Raw genomic sequence first — 20,307 nt, 5'->3', positions numbered from 1 at the left:
ACGGGCGCCGCCGGAGATGAGGCCGGGAGGCGGGCATGACGGACACGGACACCGACAAGACCGATTTCGGCCTGGTCCAGGCGCTCGCGGCGGCGACCCACCTGCCGGAGGACGCCCTGCGGCGGGCTGTGGCGGATCCGGAGGCGATCGCCGGACCGGTGCTCGTCCTTCTCCACCGCGCCGCCGGTGCCGACCTCGAGGAGGGCACGGAGCCGCTGAGCGCGCCCGACTCGAACCTGCTGTTCTGGGGCCTGCACGCCCTGGCGGCGACCCGCGAGGGCCGGATCTACGATCCGCTGATGCACCTGCTGCGCCGCGGCGACGAGGTGGTCGCGTCGGCGCTCGGCGAGGATTACCAGGTCACTCTGTCGGGCATCATCGCCAGCACCTTCGACGGCGACGTCGACCGCCTGCTCGCCGCCATCGCCGGCGAGGTCCCGGACGGCCTCACCCGGATGGAGCTGTTCCACGCCCTCGCGCTGCTGACCGCCGACGGCGACATCGACCGCGAGACCGTGCGGCCCTTCCTGATCCGCTTCGACGCCGAGCGCCTGGGCGATCCTGACGTCGAGGCCTGGCAGGGCTGGGAGGACGCCGTCGCGCTGCTCGGCTTCGACGACCTCGTCCCGCGCCTCAAGGCCGCGCGCAAGGACGGCCGCAATACCGGCATCTTCGTCGACTGGGAGACCGTGCAGGACACGATGCAGGAGGCGCGCCTGCGGCCGAAGAGCCGTGCGCGGTTCGCCAATCTCAACATCGACTACATCGACGACCCGGTCGCCGCGCTGGTGCATACCCGCGAGGGCGCCTACGACCACCTGCCCGCCCTCGACGAGGACGGCCTGCCGATCCCCGAGCGCAATCCCTACCGCGACGTCGGCCGCAACGATCCGTGCCCCTGCGGCAGCGGCAAGAAGTTCAAGAAGTGCTGCCTCGACAAGGTTGAGCAGGGCTTGCCCGCCCTGCCGCCGCTGCCACCCGGGCGCTGAGCGCGATCAGCGGCGCGATCACGGCGACCGCGGTGGAGCAGGCCGCTCAGGCGGCGCGCGGCAGCCAGGACGTCTCGGCGAGCATCGGCCGCGTGCTCACCAAGGCCGACGAGGCCGGCCGCGCAGGCTCCCGGTCGGCGGGGCTCAATGCTCCGTCCCGCTCAACAGGTTGCCCGGGTCCCAGGCATAGGAAAGGGTCTCGAAGCGCAGCGAGCGGGCATCGACCATCAGCAGGCGGCCGACCAGGGGCTCGCCGAAGCCCGCGACGGCGCGAATGACTTCCAGCGCCATCAGCGAGCCCATCAGCCCGGCGAGCGCACCGAGCACCCCGGCCTCGGCGCAGGTCGGGACCGAGCCGGCGGGCGGCGGGCTCGGGAACAGGCAGCGATAGGTCGGGTTCGGCCGGCCGCCCGGCCCGGTCTCGTGGGCGCGGATGGTGGTGAGCGAGCCGTCGAACTGGCCCAGCGCCGCGGTCACCAGCGGCCGGCGGGCGCGGTAGCAGGCATCCGAGACGGCGTAGCGGGTCGCGAAATTGTCGGAGCCGTCGGCCACGAGGTCGTACGCGGCGATCAGCTCCTCGGCGTTCTCGGGCGTCAGCCGGATGGCGTGAGCCTCGATCCGAACGTTCGGGTTGAGCCGGGCCACGGCGTGCGCCGCGCTCTCGACCTTCGGGCGGCCGATGTCGGGCGTGCCGTGGATCACTTGGCGCTGCAGGTTCGAGAGCGAGACGGTGTCGTCGTCGACGATGCCGATGGTGCCGATCCCGGCGGCCGCCAGGTACTGGATCAGCGGGGCGCCGAGGCCGCCGGCGCCGATCACCAGCACCCGCGCCGCCTTGAGCCGGACCTGGCCGGGGCCGCCGACCTCCCGCAGCACGATGTGGCGGGCGTAGCGTTCGATCTCGTCGGGGCTGAGCGCGGTCATGCGGCACAGGTAAGCGAGACGCGCGCCCCGGGGAAGGCCCCCCGCCGGCGGCGGTTCTCATCCGCGCCGTTCGGCGCTACGGCTCGCGACGACCGATATGCCTCGAACCGCCGGCTGCCCCGTGACCGACTCGCATTCCCCGACACCCGTGTCCCTGGCCCAGGGGCTGATCCGCTGCCCGTCCGTGACGCCGAGCGAGGGCGGGGCGCTCGCCTACCTGGCGGGGCTCCTCAGCCAGGCCGGCTTCACGGTCGAGCGGCCGGTCTTCTCGGAGGCCGGCACGCCGGACATCGAGAACCTCTACGCCCGCATCGGTGACGGGCCGTGCCTGCTGCTCGCCGGCCATACCGACGTGGTGCCGCCGGGCGACGCCGCGGCCTGGCGCCACGACCCGTTCGGGGCCGTGATCGAGGGGGGCGAGCTGTTCGGGCGCGGCGCCGTCGACATGAAGGGCGGCATCGCCTGCCTGCTGGCGGCGGTGCTCGCCTTCCTGGAGCGGCGCGGGCCGGATTTCGGCGGCGCGATCGCGTTCCTGATCGCCGGAGACGAGGAGGGGCCGGCGGTGAACGGCACCGTCAAGCTCCTCGACTGGGCCCGGGCCCGGGGGGAGCGTTTCGGCCATTGCCTGCTCGGCGAGCCGACCAACCCCGACACCCTCGGCGAGATGATCAAGATCGGCCGGCGCGGCTCGCTCACCGCGACCCTGACCGTGCACGGGGTCCAGGGCCACGTCGCCTACCCGCACCGGGCCGAGAACCCGATCCCCGGCCTCCTGCGCCTGGCACAGGGGCTGCTCGCCACGCCGCTCGACGGGGGCACGGCGCATTTCGACGCCTCGAACCTCGAATTCACCACCATGGATGTCGGCAACCCGGCGACCAACGTGATTCCGGCCGAGGCGTGCGCCACCTTCAACATCCGCTTCAACGACCTCTGGACGCCCGAGACCCTGGCGGCGGAGCTCGAGCGTCGCCTCGCGGAGGCGGCCGGCAATCGCGTGCGCTACAGCCTCGACGTGCGCCCGACCAACTCCGTCGCCTTCCTGACCACGCCCGACGCCTTCGTCGAGCAGGTGGCGGACGCGATCGAGGCCGAGACCGGCCGCCGGCCGGCCCTCTCGACCACCGGCGGCACCTCGGATGCCCGCTTCATCAAGGATTTCTGCCCGGTCATCGAGTTCGGCCTCGTCGGGCAGACGATGCACCAAGTCGACGAGCGGGTGGCCCTGGCCGATCTCGACCGGCTGACGGCGATCTACGGACGGGTGCTTGAGGCTTATTTTCCTGCACTGCCCGCGACGTTGCGTCAGTCTTGACCGGCATTAGACGAAAGTAGAGTCTGGCGGCCTCGATCGACCGGAGGCCGCCGATGTTCGTGAGCGCCGACGACGTCATTCGTTCTCTCCGCGGCACCGCCGGGCTGATCGGGCGCCGCCCGGATGCGCTGCGCCACTTCGACGTGAGCGAGCGCGGCTTCTGGCGCTCGTTCGGGGCGGTCTGGCTGACCGCGCCGGCGGCCACGGTGGCGCTCGCGCTGGAGCGCGGGACCGGCACGGCGCCGTTCCAGCTCGATCACGTCACCGCCTCGGTGCTGGCCGGGATCGTCGCCGGCTTCCTCGCCGTGCCGGTCGCGATGATCGCGGTCCTGCGCCGGCTCGGCCGGACCCGGGCCTACGTGCCGTTCGTGGTCGTGACCAACTGGTGCCTGGCGGCGGGCCTCGCCGCCCTGGCGCTGCCGGGCTGCCTGCTACTGCTCGGCTTCGCGACGCCCGGTATCGCGGCAATCGAGGCTGGCGCCTTCGCCATCGTGATGCTGTGGCTCCACGGCCGCGCCGCGCGGGCGATCCTTGGTCTGCCGGGTCCCGCCGCGGCCCTGATCACGCTCGCCTGCTTCGGGCTGATCGTCGGCTTTGCCGGCGGCGCGCACGCGCTGGTGTGACCGGACGTCGGGTCGTCCCGGCGGCCCTCAATGGCCGGCGGGCGGCATGTAGCGGAAGACTGCGATCATGATACCGATGCCGGCGGCGACCAACGCGCCGAGCTTGATGGTCATTCGCTGCTCGAGGAGCTTCGAGTCGGCACGGGCTGCCGCCAAACCGAGATCCATCCTGTGCGCGAGATCCGCAATCTTGGCGTCCAAGCGAAGCTCGGTCTCACGCAGATCGGTCTTGAGAGCGGACACGTTGTCGCGCAGGTCGGTCCTGAGAGCGGACACGTTTTCGCGTAGGTCGGTCTTGAGGGAGGACACGCTGTCCCGCAGGTCCGTTTTCAGAGCGATCTCGCTTGCCCGCAAATCCGTCTTGGTCGCAAGTTGCGCCAGATCGGACTCACGACCGTCCCTCAAGACACCCGTGATCGCCTCGGCCTGATCTTCCGACAGGCCGGACGCCTTGAGCCGACGGACGAGGGCATAGGTGTCGAGGGCGATGGCGGTCATGATCGGTCGCTCGGCTCCGGCACGGCCATCGATGTCAGAAACGTCCGATCCGAACAAGCCGTTTCACTGACGCAAGGTCACTCGAACTCAGCCGGATAATCCACCCCGATCAGCGTCAGCCCGCCCGACGGGGCGAGCGGTCCGCAGCGGGTGCGGTCGCGGGAATCGAGCACGTCGCGCACGCCCTGCGGGGTGAGCCGGCCACCACCGGCGAGCATCAGCGTGCCGACCATGCCGCGGACCTGGTGGTGCAGGAACGAGCGTGCCGCGGTGACGACGACGATCTCGTCGCCCTCCCGGGTCACGTCGAGGCGGTCGAGGGTGCGGACCGGGCTGTTGGCCTGGCACTCCGCCGCCCGGAAGGCGGAGAAGTCGTGGCGGCCGAGCATCAGCTGCGCCCCCGCGTGCATCAGCCCGGCGTCGAGCGGCCAGGGCACGTGCCAGACGAAGCCGCGGGTCAGGGCCGGCGGCGAGCGGCGGTTGAGCAGGCGGTAGCGGTAGTGGCGCTTGATCGCCGAATGGCGGGCGTCGAAAGCGGGGTCGACCTCGGCGGCCGAGATGACCGCCACCGGCTCGGGCCGGAGATGGGCGTTGGCGGCATCGCGCACGGTGTCGGTGCGCCAGGACTTGTCGAGGTCGAGATGCACGACCTGATGCGTGGCGTGCACGCCGGCATCGGTGCGCCCGGCGCAGTGGACCCGGACCGGCCCGCCGACGAAGCGGGCGATCGCCTCCTCCAGCGCCTGCTGGACCGACCGGTCGGCGGCCTGACGCTGCCAGCCGGCGAAAGCGGTGCCGTCATACTCGACGACGAGCTTGTAGCGGGGCATCAGGCGAGGCGGGTGCCCGGTTCGAGCCGGCGGCCGCGGGCGAAATCCCCGAATGGCATCGCGCCCTTGCCGGCGGGCTGCACGGTGACGAGGCGCAAGGCGCCCTCGCCGCACGCGACCGTGCCGGCGGCGTCGAGGAGCGTGCCGGGCTCGGCCGACCCTTCCGCGAGGCGCGCCCGCAGCACCTTCACCCGCTCCGGCCCGCGGCCGAGATCGGCCATCAGGTAGGCGCCGGGGAACGGCGACAGGCCGCGCACCCGGTCGTGGAGGGCACGTGCCGGCTGCGACCAGTCGAGCCGCGCCTCCTCGTTGGTGATCTTGTGGGCGTAGACGACGCCCTCGGCCGGCTGCGGCCGGAACCGCAGGTTGCCGCGCTCCAGGGCGCCGAGCCCCCGCGCCATCAGGTCGGCGCCGAGCGGCATCAGCCGGTCGTGCAGCTCGCCGGACGTCATGTCGGGGCCGATGCCCATCCGCTCGACCATGCCGACCGGACCGGTATCGAGGCCCGGCTCCATCCGCATCACCGCGACGCCGGTCTCATCGTCCCCCGCCATCACGGCGCGCTGGATCGGCGCGGCGCCGCGCCAGCGCGGCAGCAGCGAGGCGTGCAGGTTGAGGCAGCCCAAAGCCGGCGCGTCGAGGATCGCGGGCGGCAGGATCATGCCATAGGCCACCACCACGGCGACATCGGCCTGATGGGCGCGGAAGGTCTCGGCCGCCTCCTCGGTGCGAAGCGTCGTCGGCGTCAGGACGGGGAGCCCGAACTTCTCCGCCAGGGCCTGGACCGGCGACGGCCGCAGGACCATGCCGCGGCCGGCCGGGGCCGGCGCGCGGGTATAGACCGCCACGACCTCGTGGCCGCCGCCGACGATCTCGGCCAGCGTCGGCACCGCGAAATCCGGGGTGCCCATGAACACGACCTTGAGGGACACGTCTTCTTCCTGGAAACCGGGATCATGCGGCTTCGCGCTTGGCCGCCTTGGCGAACTTCTTCATCACCCGGTCGCGCTTGAGCTTCGACAGGTGATCGATGAACAGCACGCCGTTGAGGTGGTCGATCTCGTGCTGGAGGCAGGTGGCCAGCAGCCCGTCGGCCTCCTGCTCCACGGTCTCGCCGTCGAGGGTGCGGAAGCGCACCCGCACCCGGTCGGGCCGGATCACCTCGGCGTAGTATTCGGGGATCGACAGGCAGCCCTCCTCGTAGGGGCGGGTCTCCTCCGAGGACCAGACGATCTCGGGATCGAGGAGCACGAGCGGCTTGCGCTCGTCCTTCTCCTTCGAGGTATCGACGGTGACGATGCGGACCGGCTCGCCGATCTGGATGCCGGCGAGGCCGACGCCGGGCGCGTCGTACATCGTCTCCAGCATGTCGGCCGCGAGCTTCCGCACGTCGCCGGTGATCGTGCCGACCGGGGCCGAGATCTCGCGCAGGCGCGCGTCCGGCAGGATGACGAGGGGACGGATGCTCATTCGGACGCCAGGATGTCGGGGATTCGGGCGCCGCTGGGTGCCCGCAACAATCCCGGAGATAAGGATTCGCGTCTTCCGGGTCAAACCCGTTGACGGCCTACGCTAGAAAGCCGTGCGCTGGCGGATCGCCGCCGAGAGCGTCCCCTCGTCGAGGTAGTCGAGCTCGCCGCCGACCGGCACGCCGTGGGCGAGGCGCGTCACCTTGATCGGCAGATGGGTGAGCAGCTCGGTGACGTAATGGGCGGTGGTCTGGCCGTCGACCGTCGCGTTGAGCGCCAGGATCACCTCGCGCATCTCAGGCCGGCTCACCCGCTCGACCAGCCGGCCGAGATTCAGGTTCTCGGGCCGCACCCCGTCGAGGGCCGAGAGCACGCCGCCGAGCACGTGGTAGCGCGCCGTCACGGCGCCGGAGCGCTCCAGCGCCCAGAGGTCCGACACGTCCTCGACCACCACCAGCATCGAGGGGTCACGGCTCTGGTCGCGGCAGATGGTACAGGGATCCTGCGTGTCGACGTTGCCGCATTCCTGGCAGACCACGATCCGGTCGGCGGCGATCCGCATGGCATCGGCGAGCGGCGCCAGCAGCGTCTCGCGCTTCTTGATCAGCTGGAGGGCGGCCCGGCGGGCCGAGCGCGGCCCGAGGCCGGGCATGCGGGCCAGGAGCTGGATCAGACGCTCGATCTCCGGACCCGCGACGGCCTGGGGCATGGATGACTCGACTTTCGTACGTGTCGGGCGATCGGCAGAACGGGCGCGGAATCCCCTCTCCCGTGTGCGGGAAGGGGAAGCGCCCCCCTGGTCAGGCGAGCGGAGAGGTGTCGATCCTAGAACGGCAGCTTCATGCCGGGCGGCAGCGGCAGGCCCTTGGTCAGGTCCTGCATCCGCTCCTGGGCTGCGCGCTCGGCCTTGGCCTTGGCATCGGAGAGGGCCGCGACGATCAGATCCTCGAGGATCTCCTTCTCGTCCGGAACCAGCAGCGACGGATCGAGCGTGAGCCCCTTCACGTCGCCCTTCGCGGTCATCGTCACCGAGACGGAACCGCCGCCGGACGCGCCCGTGACCTGGACGCCGTCGAGCTCTGACTGAAGGTCGGCCATCTTCTGCTGCATGGCCTGGGCCTGCTTCATCAGTCCCATGATGTCCATGGCGGCGTCCTCGTGGTGCAAGAGAGAGTGGTCGAACGGATGTGGGGTGCCCCGCGCCGGATGGCTACAGGTCCGGGTCGTCCGCCTCCGGCGGCGGGACGTCGCCGAGCGCCGCGGGATCGGAGGCTGGGTCCGGGGCCTTGTCGCGCACGTCGACGATCTGGGCGCCGGGAAAGTTCTTCAGCACCGCCTGGACCAGCGGGTGGCTCGCCGCGCCCTGGTGCCGGCTCTGCACCGCGGCCTTGGCGCGGGCGTCCAGCGTCGCCTCGCCGGGCTCCTGCGACAGGGTGACGGCCCAGCGCCGGCCGGTCCAGGCGAGAAGGGCGTTGCCGAGATCGGTGGCGAGGGTGGCGCGCCCGCCCTCGGCGAGGCGGAACGCGATGCGGCCATCCTCGAACCGCACCAGATGGACGTCGCGCTCCAGCGCCATCTTCAGGCCGATGTCGCGACGCTCGTCGGCGAGCGCCACGATGTCCTCGAAGCGGCGCAGGCGCGGGCCGGAAGCCGGCTTCGACTCGGGCCTGGCCGCAGGCGCGGACTGGACCAGGGTCGGGCGCGGCATCGCCGGGGACGGGGCGGGACGGGGGGCCGCCTCGGCCGGGGGGGCCTCGGGCAGGCTGCGCGACGGGGCCGGCGCCGCGGCGCTCGTGGCGCGCAGGGCGGTGACGGGCGCCGAGACCGGAGCCGCCATCACGGGGGCCGCCATCACCGGCACCATGGCCGGGGCCGCCTGCATCGACGGGGCGGATGCGGGCGCCGCCGGCGCCCGGGCCGGCAGGCTGAGGCTCCCGCCCTCCTTGATCTGGCGCAGGGCCTCGTCGGGGGTCGGCAGGTCGGCGGCGTAGATGAGGCGCACCAGCGCCATCTCGGCCGCCGCGAGCGGGCGGGCCGCCGCCTGCACCTCGGGGATCGCCTTGAGCAGGATCTGCCAGGCGCGCGACAGGGCGCGCACCGAGAGCCGGTCGGCGAAGTCGCCGCCGCGCGCCCGCTCGACCTCGCTGAGCGAGGTATCGGACCGGGCGGAGTCCGGCGCGAGCTTGAGCCGGGTGACGAGGTGGGTGAACTCGGCGAGGTCGGACAGCACGACGCCCGGATCGGCCCCGGCCTCGTGCTGGGCGCGCAGCTCCGCGAAGGTCGCCGGCACGTCGCCGCGCATCGCCGCCTCGAACAGGTCGACGACCCGGGCGCGGTCGGCGAGGCCGAGCATGTCGCGCACCGTCTCGGCGGTGACGTGGCCGGCACCGTGGGCGATCGCCTGGTCGAGGAGCGACAGCGAATCGCGCACCGAGCCCTCGGCTGCCCGCGCGATGGCGGCCAAGGCCTCGACCTCGGCCGAGACGGCTTCCGCGTCGCAGATCTTCTGCAGGTGGGCGATGAGGGCGCCGGCCTCGACCCGGCGCAGGTCGAAGCGCTGGCAGCGCGACAGGATCGTGACCGGAACCTTGCGGATCTCGGTGGTGGCGAAGACGAACTTCGCGTGCGGCGGCGGCTCCTCCAGCGTCTTCAGGAAGGCGTTGAACGCCTTCTCGGACAGCATGTGGACCTCGTCGACGATGTAGACCTTGTAGCGCGCCGAGACCGGGGAGTAGCGGATGCCGTCGATGATCTGGCGGACGTCGTCGATGCCGGTATGCGAGGCGGCGTCCATCTCCAGCACGTCGATGTGCCGGGATTCCATGATGGCGGCGCAATGCAGCCCGAGGCGCGGCAGCCGGATCGTCGGCCCGGCATGGGGATCGTCGGGCAGCGCGTAGTTGAGGCCGCGGGCGAGGATGCGGGCGGTGGTGGTCTTGCCGACGCCGCGCACGCCGGTGAGCATCCAGGCCTGCGGGATGCGGCCCGCCTCGAAGGCGTTGGCCAGGGTGCGCACCATGGCGCCCTGGCCGATCAGGTCGTCGAAATCCTTCGGGCGGTACTTGCGCGCCAGAACCCGGTAGGCGGGGGCCGGCTGGCCCGGCGCTGCGCGACTTGGGGCCGAACCGAACCCGGGAAGACCCGGCTCGTCGATCGAGGGCGTGCCGGTGGTCTCGTCCATGCGCTCGCAGGGTCGTGAGGGCGGCCCCCGGAGGGGGGCGCACGCGCTCCTGAAAGGGGAGGGGTGGGAGGCTGGACGAAAACCCGCTCGGTCTCGTTAGGGCTGCTTCCTTCCGGACCTGACCCGGTTGGCGAGTGAAACGTCCCTCGCCAACCTCCCGAGGCCTATATGGCGGGACGGCGCCGGAAACGCAAGCACGGGACTGAAGCCGGTGCATGCCTGCGCGCGACGGCGCGTTGTAAGAGCCTCGCACCGTCACGGAGACCCTGCCGCATGCGCCTCCCGCTCCTCGCCGTCATCCTCCTGTCCGCCACGGCGGCGTCCGCCGCGCCCTCCTACGGGCCCGAGCTTGAGGGGTTCGACTATCCCTATCCGGTCAAGCGCCACGCCTTCGCGTCGCAGGGGCAAGATCTGTCGATGGCCTACATGGACGTGACGCCGGAGCGCCCGAACGGCCGCACCGTCGTGCTGCTCCACGGCAAGAACTTCTGCGCCGCGACCTGGGGCGACACGGTCGGCGTGCTGGCCCGGGCCGGCTACCGGGTGCTCGCCCTCGACCAGGTGGGTTTCTGCAAGTCGTCGAAGCCCGCCGGCTACCAGTTCAGCTTCCAGCAGCTTGCCACCAACACCCACGGCCTGCTCGCCTCCCTCGGCATCAAGGAGGCCACCATCGTCGGGCATTCGATGGGCGGCATGCTGGCGGCCCGCTACGCCCTGATGTTTCCCGACGCGGTCGAGCAGCTGGTGATGGTCGACCCCCTCGGGCTCGAGGATTGGCAAGCCAAGGGCGTGCCCTACCAGACGATCGACGCCGCCTACGCCGCCGAGCGCAGGACGAACGCGGCGAGCATCAAGGCCTACCAGCTCAAGTTCTACTATGACGGCCAGTGGAAGCCGGCCTACGACCGCTGGGTCGAGATGCAGGCCGGGCTCTACGCGGGTCCTGGCGCCGAGCGGGTGGCCTGGAATCAGGCCCAGACCTCCGACATGGTGTTCACCCAGCCGGTGGTGCACGAATTCGACCGCCTGCGCGTGCCGACGGTGCTGATGGTCGGGACCAAGGACCGCACGGCCCCGGGCGCCAATCGCGCCGCGCCGGCTCTGGCCGAGACGCTGGGGCGCTACGACCGTCTCGGGCCGGAGGTGGCGGGGCGGATCAAGGGGGCGCGGCTGGTGACGTTCGAAGGCCTGGGCCACGCGCCGCAGGTCGAGGCGCCGGACCGGTTCCACGAGGCGCTGCTGCGGGAAGTGGCGGCGCGGTGAGGCCTTTCCCGGCCCCGATCGCTATCCCCGCACCAGCCGCGACAGATCCTCCGGCAGATCTCCCCGCCGGACCCGTTCGGCGAGGCACAGGAGCAAAGCCACGCTCGGCCCGTCGGTGATCGCGCCCGACAGCGCCTCGCCCACGGCGTCGGCGAAGGGGATGCGTCGCACCCGCAGGCTCTCCTGCGGGTCCGGGTGGGCCGGGCCGCGGCGCAGGTTCCAGGCGACGAAGCCGGGGACCCGCTCGCTGGAGATGCCGGGCGAGGCGTCGAGATGCATGAGTTCGAGCCACGACTCGGCCTCGTCGCCGGTCTCCTCCTTCAGCTCGCGCCGGGCGGTGGCGAGCGCATCGTCGGTGACGGAGCCGGAGCCGCGGGGCAGCTCCCAGGTGAAGCGGTCGAGCACGTAGCGGTATTGGCCGATCAGGGTGACCCGGCCCTCGGGATCGACCGGCAGCACCGCGACGCCGAACACCTTGAAGCGCAGGGCGACATGCGGGTGCTCGCGGCCGGATTCGTGGCGGAGCTGGTCGAGGTCGAGGCCGAGATAGCGGTCCTCGTACCGGCGCTCGCGGGCGAGGGTCACCCAGGGCGAGCGGGCCGCCGGGGGATGGGAGGATTCGGGACCGTCGTCGCGTTCGGCCATGCCTGGTCCTCCTCGCCCGCAGCGATCGGGGAGCCGCGGAATCCCGGTTCCGGCGCGGCAGGGATCCCCACCGGCGGCGGGCACCGCGGCGAATCGCGGTCATTCCGGTCTCGGCGGCCCCGTGATCTCCGCCTTCATCTGTGGCGGTCTCCGCCCGGCACAAGGCCCCGGACGGCCTGCCCACCCGGGAGGTCGGCCCTGCTCCCGCAGGGTTCCACCCGGTCGGGGTGGCGGGAATCCGGCGCGATCGCGGGTGCCGGCGCTTCCCGCCCTGCTTCCGCTCCGTCGATCCCGGCGCATCCGCGCCGAGCGCCGGACCGACAGGCGCGAACGACCCGATCAAGGACCGCAAGGCAGCATTGACTGCCGACGCCCAGGCAATCGGCGGCAGCGCGGCGGCCGACTGCTTCCGAACGACATGTCTGTCGAGGAAGAGCCCAAGGATGTTGGCGGGCGACGACGCCGGATCATTGATCGTTAACGTCCATCCGTTATGACTTGCCCCATGCGCTTCTTCGCCTCGCCCCGTCCGAAACCATCCGTGCCAACGGCGCCGGCCGCCGAGCCGGTCGCCGTGCGAGCGATGACCGGCCCCGCAGGCCCGTCGACGCGCATCGCCGGGGACGCCATGGACGCGGTGGAGGCCGACGTGCTCACGGCGATCGCACGGGTCGGCGGGGCCATCGCGGGCGCCCGGACCGAGGTCGACGGCATGCAGGCCGGGATCGCCGACATCCGCGCCCAGATGGACGGCCTCGCCGAGGCGGCGGGCGACGCCGAGGCGATGACGGCCAAGATCCTCGACACGAGCCGCACGCTCTCGGCGACCTCGGACCGGATCGCGGCGGCGATCGGCGAGGCGGACGGCCATCTCGGCACCGCGGCCGATCGGGCCGGCGAGGCGCAGGCCTTCATGCAGGCGCTGGCCCGGGCCACCGAGGAGATCGTCGGCGTGGTCGACGCGATCGCCACGGTCTCGCGCCAGACCAACCTCCTGGCCCTCAATGCGACCATCGAGGCGGCGCGGGCCGGCGAGGCGGGCCGCGGCTTCGCCGTCGTCGCCGGGGAGGTCAAGGCGCTGGCGGTCGAGACCGGCCGCGCCGCGGAGGACGTCCGCAACCGGATCGCGCGGCTGCGCGAGGGCGCCAGCGCCTCAGGCACCGCGATCACGGCGCTCGCCGGCGCGGTCGAGGCGATGCGGCCGGCCTTCGCCACGGTCATCGGCATCACCGGCGACCAGGCCGCCGCGGTGGCCGGGCTTTCCGGCGAGGCCGGACGCGCGGCCGATTTCGTCGCCGGCGTAAGCCGCGAGGCGCGCCACGTCTGCGCCACCGCCGACCGGGTCGACGGCCTCGCCGCCCGGGCGGAATCCGAGGCGTCCGGCGCCGCCGCCCAGGCCGAGGGGCTCGGGCGCCGCTTCGTCGCCGTGGTCCGGCAAAGCGAGCTCGGCGACCGCCGCCGCTTCGACCGCTACCCGGTTGACCTCGCCGTGCGCCTCGCCGACGGCCGGCGCACCCGCAGCATCGATCTCAGCACCGGCGGCCTGCTCCTCGACGTGCTCTCAGGCCAGGCGCCCGCGATCGGGACGCGGCTCGCCCTCGAGGTCGAGCGCCTCGGCGCGGTCGCGGCGCGGATCGTCGGGGAAAGCCCGGTCGGGCTGCATGCCTGCTTCACGGACCTCGACGCGGCGGCCGAGGCGCGGCTGCGCGCGACGCTCGCCGAGATCGCCGCGGAGTACCAGCCCCTGATCGTCCGGGCGCAAGGGATCGCCGGCGCGATGGCGACGGCGATGGAGGCGGAGATCCGGGCCGGGCGCATCACCGAGGAAGCCCTGTTCGACACCGCCTACCGACCGATCGCCGGGAGCAACCCGCCGCAATTCCTCAACCAGGCCGTCGCCACCCTGGAGCGGGCGCTCCGCCCGCTGATCGAGCCACCGCTCGCCCAGGACAACCGGATGCTGTTCTGCATCCCGACCGACCGCAACGGCTTCCTGCCGATCCACAATCGGCGCGTGTCGCAGCCGCAGCGGCCCGGCGACCCGGTCTGGAACGACGCGCATTGCCGCGACCGGCGGATCTTCGACGACCGCACCGGCATCACCGCGGCCCGCTCGACCCGCCCCTTCACGGTCCAGGCCTACCGGCGCCAGGTCGGTGGCGAGACCGTCCAGGTGCGCGAGGTCGACGCGCCGATCCGGGTGCTCGGCCGGCACTGGGGCGCCTGCCGCACCGCCTACCGGAGCTGACCGGGCGGGCATGCCGACGACACGGACACGGGCTCACATCGCACAAGCCGGACGATCAAGGTTGTCGTGCCCCCATAGGCAGCAACACGGCGCCTGCGCATCCCGACAGGCCGGCCCTGCATGGTGAACCGCACCGCGCTGCCGGACGGCTGAAACGGCGTGGACGGAGATCCGGTCGTCCGGGACAGGAGCGGCTCACGATCGCCCGTATGCCCGCCGGTGCCGGATCCGCCCGCCGCGTGGTCCGGGGCTGCACCGTGACCGGGCGGTGCCCGGGGGCGCCGGTCACAGCGTCTCCAGCAGCCGCTGCATCAGCCGCATGCGAGGCTCGATCGAGGAGATCAGGCCATGTTCCTGCAGCGTGTGCGCCCCGTCGCCGTCGATGCCGAGCCCGTCGAGGGTCGGGATGCCGAGCGCCGCCGTGAAGTTGCCGTCCGAGCCGCCGCCGGTGAGCGGCACCTCGCCGAGATCGATCCCGAGCTCGTCGCGGGCCAGCGCCCTGGCATGGGCGTAGAGCGCCGCACCGGCTCCGGCATCGTAGGGCGGCCGGTTCATGCCGCCGGTCACCGTCACGCGGAAATCCTCCCTCGCGCGAAGCCCCAGGATCCGGCCCGCATGATCCTCACCATCGGCCGCGGTGACGACCCGCAGGTCGACGGCGAAGCGGCAATGCTGGGGCACCACGTTCTCGGCGGTGCCGCCCGTGATCGTCCCGACCGTGGTGGTGACGCCGCGCGAATAGTCGGTCAGGCCCTCGATCTCCAGGATCAGCCGGGCGGCCTCCCGGATGGCGTTGCGGCCATCGGCGTGGCGGGTGCCGGCATGGGACGGGCGGCCCTCGACATGGACGTCGAAGCGGCCGACGCCTTTGCGCCCGGTCACCACCTTGCCGCCGTCGCGGCCGGGCTCGGTGACGAGCACCGCGGCACTGGCGCGGCCCAGATCCTCGATCAGCCCGCGGGTCGAGACCGAGCCGGTCTCCTCGTCGCTGGTGAACAGGAAGGCGAGGGGGCGCCGCCCCGCGGTCCCGCGGGAGGCCGCCGCGAAGGCCTGGAGCGCCAGCCAGGCGCCGCCCTTCATGTCGTAGACGCCCGGGCCGTAGAGCCGGTCGCCCTCGACCCGCACCGGCAGATCGTGGGCCAGGGTGCCGATCGGGTGCACGGTGTCGAGATGCGACAGGACCAGGATGCCGGGCTCGGCCGTCCGCGGGCCGGCCCGCAGGATCAGGTTGTCGCCGAACCCGTCACGGCCCGGCACCCGCTCGGCGGCGAGGCCGAGGGTCGCGGCCTCCTCGGCGACGAGATCCATCATCCGGTTGACGCCGTCAGCCGAATTCGTCGGGCTCTCCACCGCCAGCCAGCGCGAGATCGCCGCGACGGCGCGGTCCGGCGAGATGTCGGTGGGCAGGGGGGAGGGGGTCATCGGGGGCCTCGGCAACGGGATGATCGAACAATGATGATCTAACAACAGGATCGCGGCACCGCTCCGGCGCACCGGTTGCGGCGCGATCAAGAACCGCGCCGCGCGCGCCGTCAGGTTTCCACCAGTCCCGTCGTGCTGCCGGTGGCCTCGTCCGGCCGGCCATGCGGCAGGGCGAGGTAGGCCTCGGAGCGCATCTCGATCAGGCGCGAGACCGTGCGCTCGAACTCGAACGCCTCGCGGCCGGAATCGGCCAGATACAGCCCGGTCGGCTCGGCGGCGGCGGAGGCGAGCAGCTTGGTGCGGGTGTCGTAGAGCGCATCGACCAGGATGATGAAGCGCTTGGCCTCGTTGCGCTGAGGCATGTCCATCACCGGGATGTCTTCCACGATCACGGTGTGGAAGCGCTCGGCGAGCGCGAGATAGTCGGCCGCGCCGAGCGGCCGGGCGCAGAGATCCGCGAAGGTGAAGCGGGCGACGCCGCCGGCGGCCTCGGGGATCGCCACCTCGTGGCCCTTGACGGTGATCGCCGTCGGCCGGCCCCTCGGCTCGCCGGACAGGGCCCGGAACGCGCCGGTCAGCGCCTCCGCGGCGGCCTCGTCCGCCGGCACGTGGTAGACCGGGCTGCCGCCGAGCTTCTCCAGCCGGAAATCAGTGCGCGAGTCGAGCCGCACCACCGTCACCCGCTCCTTGAGCTGGTCGATGAAGGGCAGGAACAGGGCCCGGTTGAGCCCGCCCTCGTAGAGCCGGTCGGGCTCGACGTTCGAGGTCGCCACCATCACGGTGCCGCGGGCGAAGAGCGCGGTGAACAGCCGCCCGAGGATCATCGCGTCGGCGATGTCGGTCACCGTGAACTCGTCGAAGCAGAGGAGCCGGGCCTCGGCCGCCAGGGCCTCGGCCACCGGCTGGATCGGGTCGTCGCCGCGGGCCGTTCCCTGCTTCACCGCCTGGCGATGGCGGTGGATGCGCTCGTGCACGTCGCCCATGAAGGCGTGGAAGTGCACCCGGCGCTTGGTGCCCGGCGCGGCCTCGTAGAACAGGTCCATCAGCATGGTCTTGCCGCGGCCCACGAGACCCCAGACGTAGAGCCCGGGGGGGCCGGATACCGGCTCGGGCTGGCGGCCGAACAGCCGGCCGAGCAGGCCGGGGCTCGACGGCGGCGGCGCCGCGGCGAGGTCGCCGATCAGCCTGTCGAGTCGGGCGACGAGGTCGGTCTGGGCGGGATCGCGCTCGATCGCCCCCGACTCGACCAGGGCGTCGTAGCGGGCGGCGACGGGGAGGCGGGCGGCGGAAGCGGGGCTCTGCGTCACGCGAGGGGGCTTATCCCGGCGCGCGGGCCCGCGCAATGCGGTGAGATCATGGCGGCGTCATGCGCCACCGGCACGTCCGCCGCGCCGTGCTGCCCGGAACGGTGCTACGCTCTGCTGCATTGCACAATCCCGGCCGTCGGCCGGGAACGGGAAACGCTCGAAGACGTGCAGCCCCCTCGTCAGGAATGCACCTCGAGAATGCAGAACACTCATCCTCCCGCCGGCACCGTGGTCCGGCGCCTCTGGTCGACGGACCGCGATGCGGTCGTCGCCCTGTTCCGGAGCCTCGATCCGGGCTCCCGCTTCGACCGCTTCATGGGCGCGGTCAGCGAGACGGCGGCTGCCGCCTACGCCGCCCGCGCCATCTCCGCCGAGGGCCTGATCGTCGGCGCCTTCACGAACGGCACCTTGTGCGGCGTCGGCGAATTGCGCCCCGCCGGCCGCGCGGCGGAGGCCGAGCTCGCCTTCGCGGTGGCACCCGGCCATCGCGGCCAGGGACTCGGCGCGGCGCTCGGCGCCCGCCTGGCCCAGGCCGCCCGCAACGGCGGCACGCGCCGGCTTCACCTGCGCTGCCTGGCCGGCAACCGGCCGATGCGGGCGCTGGCCCGCCGCCTCGGCGCCGAGTTCGGCACCGGCAGCCGCGAGATCCACGCGGTGCTCGCGCTCAGCCCGCCCACCGCCTTCTCGCTCTGGAGCGAGGGCGTCGGCAGCCTGTTCGACGTCGCGGCGGCAGCCTCGGCGGCGTGGCCGGTGCTGCCGGTGGTGTGAGCACGCCGTCGATCCGCCGTCGCGGATCCTGGACGTCCCGCGGCGCCGGATCCCGCCCTCCGCTCTCGCGGCCTCGGGATGACCCTGCGAGGCGGAGACGGGGTGTCCCCCCGATCGCGCGGCCGGGTCGAGCAAGCGTGGCCTGCGGCCCAGCCGCCGGCGGACGAAGGAACGCTTCAATCAAGGCATCCCTTCGCCACCGTCCGGCCCCGTCCACGCCGAATTTTCCGGCTGAAACCAGCATGGATATCGCAGGAGGGGACATCCGGATGCAGACCGCTCGGACCATGCGCGGCGACGAGACTGCCGCGCTCGAACGCTCCGTCGCGGCGGCGCTCCGCACCATCGCGGCCGCCCAGGCCGAGCGCAGCGCACCGCCCGTCCGGTCCGCCCGCCTGCGCCTCGCGACGATCTACGGCGTCACCCGCCTGCAACGGCGGCGCGAGCGCGAGGCCGCCGAGGCGTGACGGGCCGTCCGGCGACGGCCCGTCCTCGCGGTCAGATGTCCGAGGCGGCGCGGGTGCGCTTGTAGTCCTGGCTGCGCTCCATCAGCACGTCGTGGCTGAGCCGCACGCCCGGATAGGTCGCCATGACCCGCCACCCGTCCTGCCAGCCTCCCTCTGCCTTCAGCTTCACGTAGTCACCCGCGCGGGCGAAGCGCTCCGGCAGCCAGGTGACTTGCACGAGCCGATGACGGGACAGCTCGCACTGGACGTAGTGCGTGGTCATGACCTTTCCTCTTCTGTTTGATTCACAGCAGACAAATCCGGGCAAAGAAAAACCCCGAGGGCTCGCGCCATCGGGGTTGCCGGCAGACGACACGTGCGCTCACGTCACCGCGTGGGAAACCCCTGTCGTGCGAGCGAGCGAACCATCGTCTTCCATCCTTCTGCTGGGAGACACAGCGTATCCTTGGGGCGGAGCGCTCGTCAAGCCTGACCCTGCGCCAGCTCCCAGCCCCGCTCGGCCAGCGCGATGCCGAGCGCGCCCTTCTGGCTCGCCTCGTCGCTCGAGGCGTTGCCGGCCTTCGAGCGGGCGAGCACGCCCTCGAGGATCACCGCCAGGCGGAACAGCGCGAAGGCGACGTGGAACGGCGTGATGCCGTCGCGCCGCCCGGTGCGCGCGCAGTAGCGGCGCACGTACTCGTCCTGGGTCGGGATGCCGAGGGCCGGGAGGTCGCGGCCCAGCATGCCGCGATAGGCGGACGGGTCGGTGTTGTAGGCGATGCAGTTGTAGCCGAGATCGGCGAGCGGGTGGCCGAGCGTCGCCAGCTCCCAGTCGATGATGCCGATCACCCGCGGCTCGGTCTTGTGGAAGATCATGTTGTCGAGGCGGAAATCGCCGTGGACGATCCGGGTCTCGTCGCTGTCCGCCGGGATGTGGGCGGGCAGCCACTCGGCGAGGCGGTCGATCGCGAGGTTCTCGCGGGTCTTCGAGGCGACCCACTGCTTCGACCAGCGGTCGATCTGGCGCTGGAAGTAGTTGCCGGCACGGCCGAAATCGGCGAGCCCGATCGCCGCCGGGTCGACGAGGTGGAGGCGCGCCAGGGCCTCGTTCATGCCGTAATAGATCCCCGCCCGCTCCTCGCGCGGCACTTCCGGCAGCATCGGATCCCAGAACACCCGGCCGTGCAGCCGCTCCATCAGGTAGAACGGGGTGCCGATGACGCCCGGATCGGCGCAATAGGCCACCGCCTGCGGCACCGGCACGTCGGTGCGCGACAGGGCCTGCAGCACCCGGAACTCGCGGTCGACCGCGTGGGCGGAGGGCAGGAGCTTGCCCGGCGGCTGCTTCCTCAGCACGTACTCGCCGGCCTCGGCCATGACCAGGAAGGTCGGGTTCGACTGGCCGCCGCGCATCTGCCGCAGCTCGCGCAGGCGCCCCAGGCCCTGCTCGGCGAGGAAGGCTTCCAGCGCCTCGGTCGGGAAGCGGTGGGCCTCGCGCACCGGGATCGTCTCGGGCAGGTCCGATGGGGATGGGGCAGTCATGCGACCTTCGCGGCCTCTCGCGTGCGTTTCCTGGCCGGACCATGCCCCACCGGTGGCCGCGGGTCATTCCTGCACCGCAGCAATTCGTCGGGACCTGTCGATAGCCCACTGATTTCGCCGCATTTTCCGGCAATCGGGTGGGCAAGCGTACGACCCGCGACTAGAGTGCCCGCATGATTCGCGCATCCCTCCTCGCCGCCGCCGGCCTGTTCCTCCTCGTCCTGCCTGCCGCGGCCAAGCCGAAGCCCAAGGCGGACGCCGCCCCCCCGAGCCTCCAGGCGAGCCCGATCGGCACCTTCGGCGACTGGAACGTCTTCGCCGCCGGCGAGGGCAAGTCGCGCATCTGCTACGCCATCAGCCAGCCGCAGGTCCGGCTCCCGAAGAGCCTCAAGCGCGACCCGGCCTACCTGTTCGTCACGGTCCGCAAGGGCGAGAAGGTCAACAACGAGGTCGCGGTGATGCTGGGCTTCGCCCCCAAGCCCGGCAGCGGGCAGGCGACGACCACCGCGGCGGCGAACGGCGCCGTGCCGACCCCGGCCTCCTCGGCCTCCGATCCGAGCCTCGCGATCGGCGCGGCCCGCTACGCGCTGGTGGTGAAGGGCGCCAATGCCTGGGTCCAGAACCCGGCCGACGAGGGCAAGGTCGTCGCCGAGATGGGGCGGGGCAAGAAGGTGGTGATCAAGGCGGTCTCGCAGCGCGGCAACGCCTCGACCGACGAATACGCCCTCGACGGCTTCGGCGAGGCGATGAAGCGCACCCGCGAGGAGTGCAAGTAAGCGAGTGCAAGTAAGCGGATGTGCGCCTGCCATCCCGGGTTCCGCTGCGCCGACCCGGGAT

21 protein-coding genes and 1 other RNA gene are annotated in these 20,307 nt (G+C 72.3%); 8 read left to right on the top strand and 14 right to left on the bottom strand.

The genetic code is table 11. From position 1 onward, the window contains the following. The first annotated feature begins 35 nt into the window (after positions 1-35). On the top strand, positions 36-989 hold the full coding sequence (locus tag FF100_RS05845; protein WP_139034625.1) for a DUF1186 domain-containing protein: 954 nt from the start codon (positions 36-38) through the stop codon (positions 987-989). A gap of 144 nt (positions 990-1,133) precedes the next feature. On the opposite strand, the gene FF100_RS05840 is transcribed toward FF100_RS05845, so the two are convergent. After that, entirely contained in the window at positions 1,134-1,913 is a 780-nt protein-coding gene (locus FF100_RS05840) for a HesA/MoeB/ThiF family protein (RefSeq protein ID WP_139034624.1), read from the bottom strand. A 97-nt stretch (positions 1,914-2,010) separates the two neighbouring features. Between FF100_RS05840 and dapE the strand changes: the two genes are divergently transcribed. Continuing rightward, positions 2,011-3,228 carry a succinyl-diaminopimelate desuccinylase gene (gene dapE / locus FF100_RS05835; protein ID WP_139034623.1) on the top strand — a complete coding sequence of 406 codons (1,218 nt, stop codon included), beginning with the start codon at positions 2,011-2,013 and terminating at the stop codon, positions 3,226-3,228. A gap of 53 nt (positions 3,229-3,281) precedes the next feature. Then, on the top strand, positions 3,282-3,851 hold the full coding sequence (locus FF100_RS05830) for a hypothetical protein (RefSeq protein ID WP_139034622.1): 570 nt from the start codon (positions 3,282-3,284) through the stop codon (positions 3,849-3,851). 27 nt (positions 3,852-3,878) lie between these two features. Here the strand turns inward: FF100_RS05830 and FF100_RS05825 are convergent, their stop codons facing one another. The 8 genes from FF100_RS05825 to ffs all read right to left on the bottom strand — a co-directional run bounded on the left by FF100_RS05825 (position 3,879) and on the right by ffs (position 9,988). After that, positions 3,879-4,349 (bottom strand): CCDC90 family protein, encoded by a 471-nt coding sequence (locus tag FF100_RS05825; RefSeq protein ID WP_139034621.1) that lies wholly within the window; start codon positions 4,347-4,349, stop codon positions 3,879-3,881. Positions 4,350-4,426: 77 nt separating this feature from the next. Continuing rightward, positions 4,427-5,179, bottom strand: a complete 753-nt coding sequence (gene truA, locus FF100_RS05820; protein ID WP_139034620.1) for a tRNA pseudouridine(38-40) synthase TruA — start codon at positions 5,177-5,179, stop codon at positions 4,427-4,429. Further along, positions 5,179-6,111, bottom strand: coding sequence for a methionyl-tRNA formyltransferase (fmt, locus tag FF100_RS05815; protein ID WP_139034619.1), 933 nt, complete (start codon positions 6,109-6,111; stop codon positions 5,179-5,181). Before fmt ends, truA begins: the two co-directional genes overlap by 1 nt. Positions 6,112-6,133: 22 nt before the next feature. Next, a complete protein-coding gene (gene def, locus FF100_RS05810) occupies positions 6,134-6,649 on the bottom strand; it encodes a peptide deformylase (RefSeq protein WP_139034618.1) in 516 nt (171 codons plus the stop codon). A gap of 102 nt (positions 6,650-6,751) precedes the next feature. After that, the gene (gene recR, locus FF100_RS05805) at positions 6,752-7,357 is read right to left on the bottom strand and encodes a recombination mediator RecR (protein ID WP_139034617.1); all 606 of its coding nucleotides are present in this window, start codon (positions 7,355-7,357) and stop codon (positions 6,752-6,754) included. Between the two features lie 116 nt (positions 7,358-7,473). Next, positions 7,474-7,794: a YbaB/EbfC family nucleoid-associated protein gene (locus tag FF100_RS05800; protein WP_139034616.1), complete on the bottom strand. Its 321-nt coding sequence runs from the start codon at positions 7,792-7,794 to the stop codon at positions 7,474-7,476. Positions 7,795-7,858: 64 nt separating this feature from the next. Then, the gene (locus FF100_RS05795; RefSeq protein ID WP_139034615.1) at positions 7,859-9,829 is read right to left on the bottom strand and encodes a DNA polymerase III subunit gamma/tau; all 1,971 of its coding nucleotides are present in this window, start codon (positions 9,827-9,829) and stop codon (positions 7,859-7,861) included. A 62-nt stretch (positions 9,830-9,891) separates the two neighbouring features. After that, an RNA gene (gene ffs, locus FF100_RS05790) (signal recognition particle sRNA small type) lies at positions 9,892-9,988 on the bottom strand. 114 nt (positions 9,989-10,102) lie between these two features. Here ffs and FF100_RS05785 point away from each other — a divergent pair. Next, a complete protein-coding gene (locus FF100_RS05785) occupies positions 10,103-11,092 on the top strand; it encodes an alpha/beta fold hydrolase (protein ID WP_139034614.1) in 990 nt (329 codons plus the stop codon). A gap of 21 nt (positions 11,093-11,113) precedes the next feature. Here FF100_RS05785 and FF100_RS05780 read toward each other — a convergent pair whose 3' ends face one another. Continuing rightward, on the bottom strand, positions 11,114-11,737 hold the full coding sequence (locus FF100_RS05780; RefSeq protein WP_139034613.1) for an NUDIX domain-containing protein: 624 nt from the start codon (positions 11,735-11,737) through the stop codon (positions 11,114-11,116). A 583-nt stretch (positions 11,738-12,320) separates the two neighbouring features. Here FF100_RS05780 and FF100_RS05775 point away from each other — a divergent pair. Further along, on the top strand, positions 12,321-13,985 hold the full coding sequence (locus FF100_RS05775; protein WP_171070063.1) for a methyl-accepting chemotaxis protein: 1,665 nt from the start codon (positions 12,321-12,323) through the stop codon (positions 13,983-13,985). Positions 13,986-14,270: 285 nt separating this feature from the next. Here FF100_RS05775 and FF100_RS05770 read toward each other — a convergent pair whose 3' ends face one another. Beyond that, on the bottom strand, positions 14,271-15,407 hold the full coding sequence (locus FF100_RS05770) for a M20 family metallopeptidase (protein WP_139034611.1): 1,137 nt from the start codon (positions 15,405-15,407) through the stop codon (positions 14,271-14,273). A gap of 110 nt (positions 15,408-15,517) precedes the next feature. Continuing rightward, positions 15,518-16,714, bottom strand: a complete 1,197-nt coding sequence (gene zapE / locus FF100_RS05765; RefSeq protein WP_139034610.1) for a cell division protein ZapE — start codon at positions 16,712-16,714, stop codon at positions 15,518-15,520. A 198-nt stretch (positions 16,715-16,912) separates the two neighbouring features. Here zapE and FF100_RS05760 point away from each other — a divergent pair, with 198 nt between their 5' ends. Together FF100_RS05760 and FF100_RS05755 are read left to right on the top strand one after the other, a co-directional pair. Next, positions 16,913-17,482, top strand: coding sequence for a GNAT family N-acetyltransferase (locus FF100_RS05760; protein ID WP_139034609.1), 570 nt, complete (start codon positions 16,913-16,915; stop codon positions 17,480-17,482). 269 nt (positions 17,483-17,751) lie between these two features. After that, positions 17,752-17,949, top strand: coding sequence for a hypothetical protein (locus tag FF100_RS05755; RefSeq protein ID WP_139034608.1), 198 nt, complete (start codon positions 17,752-17,754; stop codon positions 17,947-17,949). A gap of 31 nt (positions 17,950-17,980) precedes the next feature. Here the strand turns inward: FF100_RS05755 and FF100_RS05750 are convergent, their stop codons facing one another. Further along, positions 17,981-18,211: a hypothetical protein gene (locus FF100_RS05750; protein WP_139034607.1), complete on the bottom strand. Its 231-nt coding sequence runs from the start codon at positions 18,209-18,211 to the stop codon at positions 17,981-17,983. Positions 18,212-18,411: 200 nt separating this feature from the next. Then, positions 18,412-19,470, bottom strand: a complete 1,059-nt coding sequence (locus FF100_RS05745; RefSeq protein WP_139034606.1) for a phosphotransferase — start codon at positions 19,468-19,470, stop codon at positions 18,412-18,414. Positions 19,471-19,643: 173 nt separating this feature from the next. Here FF100_RS05745 and FF100_RS05740 point away from each other — a divergent pair, with 173 nt between their 5' ends. Then, positions 19,644-20,246, top strand: a complete 603-nt coding sequence (locus FF100_RS05740; protein ID WP_139034605.1) for an invasion associated locus B family protein — start codon at positions 19,644-19,646, stop codon at positions 20,244-20,246. Positions 20,247-20,307 lie beyond the last annotated feature (61 nt).

Source organism: Methylobacterium terricola (genome assembly GCF_006151805.1).
GTDB classification, from domain to species: domain Bacteria; phylum Pseudomonadota; class Alphaproteobacteria; order Rhizobiales; family Beijerinckiaceae; genus Methylobacterium; species Methylobacterium terricola.
Note: the sequence above shows the minus strand (reverse complement) of the source record. Positions and strands in the feature narration are given on the sequence as shown.